Origin of the sequence: Candidatus Megaera venefica, from assembly GCF_034554655.1 — a bacterium.
Lineage (GTDB): Bacteria > Pseudomonadota > Alphaproteobacteria > Rickettsiales > Rickettsiaceae > Megaera_A > Megaera_A venefica.
Genome location: NZ_JARJFB010000050.1, coordinates 1 through 11,224 on the forward strand (window position 1 = coordinate 1; position 11,224 = coordinate 11,224).

General features: G+C 35.4%; 8 protein-coding genes. All 8 read right to left on the bottom strand.

The annotated features are described in order from the left end of the window. Window positions 1–186 precede the first annotated feature (186 nt). Window positions 187–552: an Hpt domain-containing protein gene (locus Megvenef_RS04115; RefSeq protein WP_322776723.1), complete on the bottom strand. Its 366-nt coding sequence runs from the start codon at window positions 550–552 to the stop codon at window positions 187–189. Window positions 553–753: 201 nt separating this feature from the next. Beyond that, a complete protein-coding gene (locus Megvenef_RS04120; RefSeq protein ID WP_322776724.1) occupies window positions 754–3,744 on the bottom strand; it encodes an ATP-binding protein in 2,991 nt (996 codons plus the stop codon). Between the two features lie 187 nt (window positions 3,745–3,931). Then, entirely contained in the window at window positions 3,932–4,867 is a 936-nt protein-coding gene (locus Megvenef_RS04125) for a response regulator (protein ID WP_322776725.1), read from the bottom strand. Between the two features lie 21 nt (window positions 4,868–4,888). Continuing rightward, window positions 4,889–6,253, bottom strand: a complete 1,365-nt coding sequence (locus Megvenef_RS04130) for an HlyD family type I secretion periplasmic adaptor subunit (RefSeq protein WP_322776726.1) — start codon at window positions 6,251–6,253, stop codon at window positions 4,889–4,891. Continuing rightward, window positions 6,254–8,470 (bottom strand): peptidase domain-containing ABC transporter, encoded by a 2,217-nt coding sequence (locus Megvenef_RS04135; RefSeq protein ID WP_322776727.1) that lies wholly within the window; start codon window positions 8,468–8,470, stop codon window positions 6,254–6,256. It lies immediately after the preceding gene. Continuing rightward, on the bottom strand, window positions 8,467–9,717 hold the full coding sequence (locus tag Megvenef_RS04140; RefSeq protein ID WP_322776728.1) for an ATP-binding cassette domain-containing protein: 1,251 nt from the start codon (window positions 9,715–9,717) through the stop codon (window positions 8,467–8,469). Before Megvenef_RS04140 ends, Megvenef_RS04135 begins: the two co-directional genes overlap by 4 nt. Next, window positions 9,629–10,156: a 6TM ABC transporter family protein gene (locus Megvenef_RS04145; RefSeq protein WP_322776729.1), complete on the bottom strand. Its 528-nt coding sequence runs from the start codon at window positions 10,154–10,156 to the stop codon at window positions 9,629–9,631. Before Megvenef_RS04145 ends, Megvenef_RS04140 begins: the two co-directional genes overlap by 89 nt. 183 nt (window positions 10,157–10,339) lie before the next feature. Beyond that, on the bottom strand, window positions 10,340–11,224 hold an 885-nt coding region (locus tag Megvenef_RS04150), incomplete at its 5' end, for a hypothetical protein (RefSeq protein WP_458693241.1).

Genomic DNA, 11,224 nt, shown 5'->3' on the forward strand with positions numbered 1-11,224 from the left:
AAAAAATGAATGTGCGGTGATTTATTTTTGAAATTCTTGAAATTATATCAAAAATTTAGAGTTTTGACGGAGAGACTAACTATAGTCGCTACGCTTATTTTCCATATTAAGGTGTCGTGGAATTTACTCACCCGAATTACAGACTTACTATAAATTGACGTTTATAAAGTTTATTAGGGTATTTAGTCAACAGAGTTTTTTTAATTCAGGAGTAGCAATATCTACTTCTTTCTTTAGTTGGTCATACAATGTTTCGAACTCGTCAAAACCAGAATAACCATTCTCAGAAATATTTCTACACAATTCTTCTATAGCTTTAGCAATAACGGATACTCTCTCAGCGCCAAGTTGTTTTGCAGAGGATTTTATTGTGTGCGCCGGAGAAATGGCCATCTCTACATTCTTTTCTTGCACTCCCTTTTCAATTTCTGCTAAATACATTTGTGTATCCTCAAGAAAATATTTAACCATCATAGGAAAACGACTATTCATAAGCGATTTTGCTTCCGCAATAGTATGCATGTTTATTATATCTGTTTGTGAGTTTGTCATAATTTTTCTCGCCTAGTTATTCTTCTATATTTACAAAAATATTTGCTTCTTACAAATACTTCTTCTAGTCGTATTACATATCTCTTTTACTTAATTTTATTATTAATCATAAATACTACTATTTACAAGTTTTTCGGTATGGTATAGTTTTTTGAACTGAATTAATAACACTGATGAATTCAATTTTAATCACACATCTATTCAACTATTACTATCCTTATTTAAAAGCCATTTTCTAATCATCTCAGCAAAATTCTTTTGCCTGACTGGTTTACTTAAATAATCATCCATACCCGCCTGTATACACCTCTCTTTATCACCTTTCATCGCATTTGCAGTAAGAGCAATGATAGGAATATGCGTTAGATTATTTTTTTTCTCATATTCTCTAACTTGTCTAGTTGCTTCAAACCCATCCATAATTGGCATCTGGCAATCCATAAATATCAGATGGAATTCTCTATCTTTTTGCAGAATGTCTACTGCCTCTTTACCATTCCTTATTGATACTACGTCGCATTTAAGTTTTTCTAGCATTTCTTTCGCAAACTCAGCATTAATACGATTATCTTCGGCCATAAGCACCCTAATTGGAGTAGTTATTCCATGATCTAGGTCATCTACAATTATCAGTGATTTATCTTCGATACTATCTTTTGAAGCTATATCAAGCAATAATGTAAAAGAAAAAATAGACCCTTGCCCCGGTTCACTATCCACACCAATTTCTCCACCCATCATTGATACCAACATTTGACAAATAGCTAAACCAAGGCCCGTTCCTCCAAATTTTCTAGTAGTTGTACTATCAGCTTGTACAAATTTGTTAAATATAGAGCGCCTTTGCTCCTTAGTAAGACCAACTCCAGTATCTTGAACAGAAACCATTATCATAGCTTTCCCTTTTGGGGGAATAACAGCTGCCTGATTCTCAACTGTAATAGTGACACTTCCAGCTTCAGTAAACTTAATCGCATTACCTACTAAATTATATAAAATCTGACGAATTCTCATTGAGTCCCCAATTAAATATTCTTGGGTATCTTTTTTATATATCAAACTCAATTTAAGGTTTTTCTTTAAAGTTCTTGGTATTAACAAATCAACAACTTCTTGGGCAGCTCTTTTAAAATCAAATGGATTCATCTCTAAATCCATCTTACCAGCTTCAATTTTAGAAAAATCAAGAATGTCATTTAGTATCTCAAGCAAATTTTCTGCTGAATAAAGAACATTATCCATGTAGCCTCTTTGCTGTGGAGTCAAGTTTGTATCCAACACAAGCTCTGTCGTTCCTATTATCCCATTCATAGGAGTTCTTATCTCATGACTCATAGTTGCCAAGAAGTCTGATTTCATCCTAGTAGCTGATTCAGCCTCTTCTTTAGCTTGCTTGAGTTTTTTCTCAGTACTTTTTCTATCGCTTATATCCGTAATAGAACCAGTCATTCTCTTAGTGGCATAATCCTGATCCACTATAATAATACCCCTAAACTGGTACCAATTATATTTTTCCGATTTTTTAAACATACGGTGCTCAATATCAAAGGTTCTACCTTTGAAAATATGAGAACTAAAAACCGCTTCAACCTTTTCAACATCATCCGGATGTATTATTTTCATGAAATTTGAGCGAGTTGCCTCTAATTCATTCGGTTCATACCCAAGCAATTTAAAAAACTGGGGAGACCAATATTGCTCCTCTTTTGAAGTATCGACCCAATCCCAAATTCCATCCCTTGTACCTTTTACAGCCAACTGGAATCTAGTCTCACTCTCCTTTAACTCAAAAGTTTGCTTTTTAACAAAACCCTCAATCGTATCTGAATAACCAGTAATAATTAAGGTTAGTATGGAAACTAAAGCTTGAATACCTAAACCAACAAGTAACAAGTACCAAAGGTGCCATTCTTTGTTAGCAACTAAATATTCTTTTGTTTGTTCAAATTTTATTGTCCAAACTCTTTCTCCTACATCAATAGAGGTTGAGGCAAACAGCAAAATTTCTGGAGTTTTTTCAAAAGATTTATATATTACAACTTCGTTTGTCCTAGGCGACGCATGATCAAAAATAGTAACGTCAATACCTTTGATCTTTAATTCCTCAGAAAAACTCTTAATAATTTTATCTAATTTATACGTTCCGACTATAAATCCACTTAGGTTCTTTTCTTTGCCTTCTGCGGATACAATTTTATCCTTATTATTATAAACTGGGCTAAAAACAGTAAACATAATATTATTTTGATCTTGTACGTATATCTGCGCTACTACAATTTTTCCAGTTTTTGCTGCAGTTTCTAACGCAGCTTTATAATTATCATCAGATGCCATATCAAAACCAATGTGGTGCATAGTTGTCTTATACGGCTCAGAGTATAATACTGGATAATAAATTTTATTTGACCTTTGCTTAACGTTTTGACCCCCCTTATTAGTAATAGCAAAATTTTCAACCCCATCTTTCTTAGTAAGTTCAATCAAAGAAGAGATATCATTTTGGTTAACCTTAAAAACCCACTGCAGTGAATGTGTAGACGAATTATCAACAAAATTTTTAACAAACTCTCTAAATTCTAGTCTATCAACAAACTCTGACGCGTCAAAAAAGCTCTTGACCGCTTCTATCTCTTTAATTTTAACCGCTATTTCATGCTCGAACTTAATAGTAGCATTTTTTGCCTGTAACTCTAGATTTTGTTGAAGCTTCTTTACCTCATATACACTTGTACTATTAAACACTAATGCAATCACACTTAGCATCACAAGTAATGGAACAGCGATATACAGTTTTCGCCTGCTACTAATATATTTTTTCGGTGAAAACAAAGTAACCAGCACTGGTGCAATAGCAATTATTCCTAAACTATTTCCAATCCACCAAGAACACCAACTATACCAATATTCACTAGAGGCAATAAACCCCTTAAGATAAAACATAGTAATTCCAATAGTGGGGGATGGGATTGCTCCAATTAATCCCGCTCCCAAAAATAAAACTAAGGCGTCACGCCAATGTGACAATGAACTAGGGAATCCAATAAATCTTCGGATAATATATGAGACTGTAAAGGATTCAAGAGTGGCGCCAATAGCAATAAACCCAGGCGCAGTTAGAGAGTTTAATACCGCTGGTGAGAAAATTTCTAATAGTGATAATCTTTGATTTAAATTTATCAAGTTTAGTATCAAGGAGCCAAAAAAACACCAGGTAGCGCTTTATATCCAAGCAATATAATGCCCGCTGAAGCAAAACCAGAAGATGGCCAGATTGCGGTCGAGTTATCAGGAGGTAACGCTAGTAAAAAACCTAGCTTTCCAGGAACAAAGTAGGCTAAAAACAATACCAAATTGCAAATTAGCACATTTCTCATTTAATCTACCAGTCAATTGTTGACTTCATAGTACTATCTATTGTTGCTAGAACTTGATTTCCCTCTTTATTATATTGCAGCTTAGAAAATATCATATTTGCCCTAGCAATTCCTCTTCCATGACTCTCTAAAGCCCTAGACGGGTCAGCATCCATGTATTTTTGCCAAAAGAAACCTTTGCCTTGATCAGAAATTTTAATTGCATATTTATTACCATCTTTTACAAAATCTACTTCCGCCTTCTTACCTGTATTCTCTGGTAATTGAGCTCTTTTATCCATTTCTTCTCGCCATTTGCCCGAAAGTAACAAAGCAGTTTTATCGTCATAAGATATAGATAAATTACCATGTTCTATAGCATTAACAATTAGTTCTGCAACGCCCGGTAACACAGCTTCTGGATCAGGAAAACAGTTCGCCACAAAGCAAGATATATTTTCTGCTTCCGAGATAGTTTGAATATGAAACACTGCTCTATTCATAAGCTGAAAACTACTTCTATGACCGCTTAACTCAGCTCTTAAAACTCTCTTTTGTTTAGATTCTTTAACTGCAGATGAAACAACTGATCGTAAAACCTCCTCTGCAATAGGTTTAGTAAGGTAATAGAATACTCCAGCATCTATACCTTCTTTTATTTGATCAGGCCTATCTGAACCTGTTTGCATAATAATAGGAGGTTTTGTAAGATTGTTTTGCCTTTTTAGCCATTCAATAACTTGAAGACCATCCATCTCTGGCATCATCCTATCAAGAAGTATTGCGTCAATTACTAAATGCTCTTTTTCTATAATCTCACACGCAGACTTTCCACTAATTGCAGTTAAAACTTTATATCCATGACTTTGTAATCTTGCTTCAAGTGTCATAAGCGTAGTTCTATCGTCATCTACAACAAGAATTATCGAAGGGCTGAGCGTTTCGTTTTTTATTAATACCATACAATAACTAACCTTTGATGACTATCTTTCTGAAAATGCTGTTGTTACAGAATTACGAATCGGTTTTAATAAATACGCAAGTATAGATTTACTCCCTGTAACAATATCTGCTTGCACAGTCATTCCAGGAACAATTAAATTTTTCTTTGGATCCGAACCAACATAGTTCCTAGCAAGAGAAACTCTTCCCATATAATATCTAACACCAGTATCTTTTACAAATGTTGTTGCAGAAATATAAATCAATTCACCATTTATTGCCCCATATCTGGAGTAATCATACGAACCAACTTTTATCTTCACAGGTAATCCAGTTCTAATATGCCCAATATCCTTAGGTTGAATTTGCGTTTCTACTATTAAGTTTCCTTCAAGTGGAACAATTTCAGCTAAAATCTTTCCAGATTCTATCACCCCACCAATAGTCTTAATATTCAAAACTTTGACATATCCATATGAAGGTGATTTTACCTCTAACCGCCCTACCTGCTCTTCTAGTTTTTTTATACTCTCGTTTATCTGAGCCTGATCACCTTCCACAAGACTCAATTCTTTATAAGCTTCATCAATAGACGTTGAGCCTAAAGAGTCAAGTCTATTTTTGTATTCAGAGATTGCATTTTGTGCTTGAGTTATTGCAGATTCAGTTTCTTGCAATTCACCATTAATCTCATTCGCTTGTTTTTGAATTTCTAAAAACTTGAACCTACTCAGATGACCCTTTTTGTATAATTGCTCCTTGAGGCCTCTCTCTTCGCTAACTAATTTAACATTCTCTTCGAGAGTCTTCTTTTTCTCCTCAAGCCCCTCAAGAGCAGATTGTTTCTGGGTTATTTGCTCTGTTATCACGTCCCTTTCATCCTCTCGAGCTTCTATCATACTAGTAAAAGACTTAAGCTGCTCATTAACCAGTTCATCGTTCGCTTTTTCTCCCTCTATTTCGGTAAAATCAGGCGTCGTGTTATTTATGAAAGACTTAAGCCTGAGAGCTTTGTACTGTGAAGCTATTCTACGCGCCCGCAGTGCAGATAAATCACGCTTGACCGCCGTTCCGTCTAAAATTAGTATGGTTTGCCCTTTTTCAATCAACTCGCCCTCTACAACTTTAATTTCGGCAATAATTCCACCCTCAAGATGCTGAATAGCCTGCACATGTTTACTTGGAATAACCTCACCATCTGTAACAGCTATTTCATCTACTTGAGTAAATCCAGCCCATATAATCAAAGATATAACTACTAGACTTATCATGAGCAAAGTAGTTCTTACCGCATATGGAGCAGACGTTTCTTCAATCAATGCCGACTGAGATAAATACCTCAGCTGATCTATTTTTGAGTGAGATTTACTTCTTCCAGTTATCAGTCTAACAAATGATTTTAGCATTTAATATTGTCCGTATTTGTTAATAAATTCGTCTGATTTCATAATTGTAGGCCTACCCCCAGAACGAAGTACAATTACCCTATCCGCAAGTTTTATATAGTCATCTCGTTGACTAACAAAAAATACTGTTTTATTTTGCGCCTTTGAGTCTGAAATAAGTTTTTTGTACGCAGATCCCGCGTCTTCATTTAAAGAAGCATTTGGCAATTCATCTAACAAAATAATGTTGCTTTTCTTCAAAAAAACTCTTGCAAGATTTAATGTATATATAAAGCCCGAAGGTAAGGATGGATTATTTCCATATATTACCGTCTCTAAGCCGTGCTCTAATTCCTCTATTTCATCCATAGCTGTGGCTTGTATCAAAGCATTGTTAATTTCTTCATCCGTAGCAAGGGGGTTTACCAGGAGTAGATTCTCTTTAATAGTACCTTCAAAAAAGTTCGGCATCTGAGGCAAATAAGCAATATAATTCCTTAATTCTATGACTTCTAATTGCCTGATATTTGTATTATCAATTCTTATTGTTCCTGTTTGCGGCCTATACAAACCATTGATTAATTTTAGCAAAGAGCTTTTTCCAGACCCATTAACACCAGTAATCCCAATAACTTCTCCCGGCTGCACATCTATATCTAAACCAACAAAAATAGGCTCAACTTCTGTACTATAGCGTAATCCGACATTAGTCAGTTTTATATGTCCATTTAGTTTCTCTATAGGCCTTTTAAGTACCGTAGGTTTGCGTTCTATTTCTACATTAACAAGCCTGTTAATCTGATCAATGCTACTTTTTAACTGTTCGATTCTAGGAAGCATTGAGCACATGGTTTGCAGAGGCCCCAAAACCCTCCAAATTAATAACATTGTAGCAACTAATGCCCCTATAGTGATACTCCCATCCCAAATCAACTGAACACCAAATCCAATAACAGCTAACCCTGAAAGCATAGAAACTGAATGAGCTAATGTTTCTATTGTCGATGAAATGAAATTTGAATTAAAGCTTGTTATAGAAGACTGACTTAATTTTTCTTTGTATTTCATCCACCAATTTCTAGCCATACCATTGTGATGCAACGCATGCATTTTTATGAAAGTTTCCATTCCATGTTGCTGACGATACGAGCTAGTTCTAGCCGCAGCCCTCATTGCAACACGAATTTTGGACTGATAATAGAACAATAATAATGTAAATAGGGCCAGTACCACAAAAGGAATAACCACTAATACACCAGTTAACATCCAAATTGCTGTTAACAAAATTAAAGTAAAAGGAAGCTCTATAATGACCAAAAATAACGGTCCTGTAAAAAACTTACGCACAGACTCAAATGACTTTATACGAGAGATTTGCGCCGAAATTGAAGCATTCTCTGTATAAGTAGCTTTCATTAATAATAATCTCTCAAAAATTGTGTTACTTACAATATTATCAAGCCTAACACCTAGCCATATGATAGATTTTATTCGAATCAGCCTTAATACTGATTCTGCTGATATAGCTATACCAATCCCAATAAGAATGCTTTTTAAACTTGCTGTTGAACCAGAACCAATTACTTTATCATAAATTGACATAATAAATAATGGCATAGCAAGAGCTAGGAGATTAATAAATATACTTACTAAAAAAATCTCGTTCATAATTGGACGAAACCGGCTAAATATTACACTAAACCAAGCCATACCTGCGGCTTTTTTAGTTTGAAAATCTTCCTCTACTTGATCTGGATTTATTCGTTCAAAAAAATAAGCATGACCTTTAACGCTTTTTGGTCGAAATTCTATTATTTTTTTTATACGGCTACCAAAAGCAGTTATCTCACCATCTTTCTTTGAAAGCAAGACTATTGGAACAGCACCCTTTTTATCAGGTATGAATAAACAAGGCATTAATCTATCATCAACTTCTCTCAGATTCATTTTCATGTCATGGCTAGTAAACCCAAGATTTGCCATAGTATTCAAAATATCTAGTAAATCAATTTCTCTACCTTTCGTATAAGGTAAAGATTCAAACAAATGCTTTGCATTTTCACTTAAGTTTAATGAAGAAACAAGCATAGCCAAAGAAGCTGCATATAAGTTTTCATCATCAGTTACCTTGGAAACTAAACTATGCATGGTAAACAGACGCATTAGCTCATCTATCTTATCAGTCTCAATATAGGTTGCTTGCTCTTCTTCAGCTACTAAATCAACTGATGTAATCATATCTTCAACTCTTTATACGGTTTTATTTCAAAGATAGCAGCGCTTTGAGCTTCAACTTCAGTTAAGTTACCATCCTTAAGAAGGTAATGTCTATCTGCTAACTTACTAATGTTTTGATCATCTGTTGTAACAATCATTGTGACCTTACCCTTAAGCATGGTCAGAAGCTTTATTAGGTGGCTGTAACCCTCTCTATCTAAGCCTTTGTCAGCATTATTAAATAGAATAATTTTAGGTTTGTTCAACAACACTCTTATTATCGCAATACGCTGCTTAATTCCAGGAGCAATAGTATCGGCAAAACCATCACTCACTTTAGTATCGTATCCATGAGGCAATAATGCAATTTCTCTATCAACATTAAGAATAGCAGCCAGCTCAAGGGCTCTCGCCTCTTTCGACTCATCAAAAGCCGTAAGATTTTCCATAATTGTACCTTGAAACATTATGCTTTCAGCGGCAATTAATCCTACGTGATAAACTAAATCTTCGGAAGCTAAATCACTTACATGAACTCCATCCACTATCACCGAACCAGACCTAGGCTGTGAAATTCCAGCAATTAACCTCAGAAGCGTAGATTTCCCAACATTATTTGCTCCGTGTATCGCTATAATATCTGGTATGCGAAGGCTCAGATTTATATCGCTAAATATCAAGTTTGCTCCATAGCCAAAACTGACATTTTTAAGCTCAATTGTGCCAGCACTCTCATGATTAACTTCTGCTTTTTGTCGCTGAATTTGGTCAATTGAAAATATAGAATTAGCTGTCTCATTAGCAAGCCTATAATCCTGAAAATTGGTCCAAAGGAATAAAGCTTTTTGAATAGGCTGCATTAACCTACCAGCCAGAAGGACAGTTGCAATTAATCCACCAGTAGTAAAGTCGCCGTTAATAACCATAGGTGCACCGACAGAGACAACCGCAATAACCATTACTTCATTAAATAACACACCAAAAGTATAACCCTCTGTACTTATAAGCGAAGCATTATAATTGGTTAGACTTGAATCTTCTTCTAACTTTTCATAACGTCTTTGAAAGACAGCTTCAATTCCATAAGATTTTATAGAATGAATTCCCTGCAAAGCTTCAATAATAAAGTTGTATCTTTTATCATCACAAACACCTTGAGCTTTTAGCGCTTTCATAAGCCTATTGCCTAAAAACCAAGTAATAATCATAAAAATAGTAATTAACGCAATCGGAACAAATACCAATATACCAGCTAAATACGAAATCAAAACCAGGAAAACAATAGCAAACGGATGTAATAAGAGTTTGACCGCCGTAAAAATCTCTTAACTTTGAGAAAGCTCCAAGATTCTGTATCTGTCTGCCAGCCCCTTCTGTTTTAACCTTCGTTGGATCAGCATTGATGTAGTACCTCATGGCATTGGCTGCCAAAGTGTACTCATACACCGCTCCAGTCCAACTCATAGTGTAGGATCTTGCAATCCTCAAAATAGCTTCAAAGAAAATAGCAATACACACTCCGACAACTAATACCACTAGAGTTCCATCACTACGATTAGCAAGGATTCTATCATAAACCTGAAGCACCATGACGGGAAGAGCAAGAGAAAGTAGATTAATTGCTAAAGTGGCAGTAACTAACTCAGATTTTTTTAATCTAAACTTAGATGGTGGATCATCAAGCCCATATTTATCTACAAGATTCATCTGTTTCCCACATAAATATTATTACGCTCACAACTCATTGATATAATTATATATGTCAAAAAGCAATTTTAAATTGCAAATTATTCTTTGACACATAAACCAGCGCGACCAAAAAACTACTAAAACTCTTTCGCAATATTTGTCCAGCAGAGTTTTGGTCTAAATGCCAACATAAACAACCTACTAAGTATGATGGTTATGACCGCCCCCTTGATGACCATTACTACCATCTCCATTGTCATGATGATTACCTTCATCACTGTTATTAACGTCATGCTCCTGATCGTTTTCATGACCATTATCATGGTGCTGACTATAATCATCATGATCACTTTCAATATCCTCCATCCAATTACTTGGTTCAGAATTACCAGAGTGATCATCATCAGAGATAGCATTTGTCCAATCATCATTGTCAGCCGCTGGCATTTCATGTTGTGAATAGTGTTCACCTCCATGGCTTTCATGTCCATTATTCTGGTCATGATGAATATCCTTTTGTCCACTACCTTTGTCATCATCATGACCTTGTTCATGATGATCCTTATGACTCTTATCGTCGTCATCCTTATGGCCTTTATCATGGTCATCTTTATGACTCTTATCGTTGTCATCCTTATGACCTTTATCATGATCATCTTTATGACTCTTATCGTCGTCATCTTTATGGCCTTTATCATGGTCATCTTTATGACTCTTATCGTTGTCATCCTTATGACCTTTATCATGGTCAGCTTTATGACTCTTATCGTCGTCATCCTTATGGCCTTTATCATGGTCAGCTTTATGACTCTTATCGTCGTCATCCTTATGGCCTTTATCATGGTCAGCTTTATGACTCTTATCGTCGTCATCCTTATGGCCTTTATCATGGTCAGCTTTATGACTCTTATCGTCGTCATCCTTATGGCCTTTATCATGGTCAGCTTTATGACTCTTATCGTCGTCAGCTTTATGACTCTTATCGTCGTCATCCTTATGGCCTTTATCATGGTCAGCTTTATGCTGCTCCTCACTTTTATCAGCCTGAGCTTGGTCAGCTTTATGCTGTTCCTCACTTTTATCAGC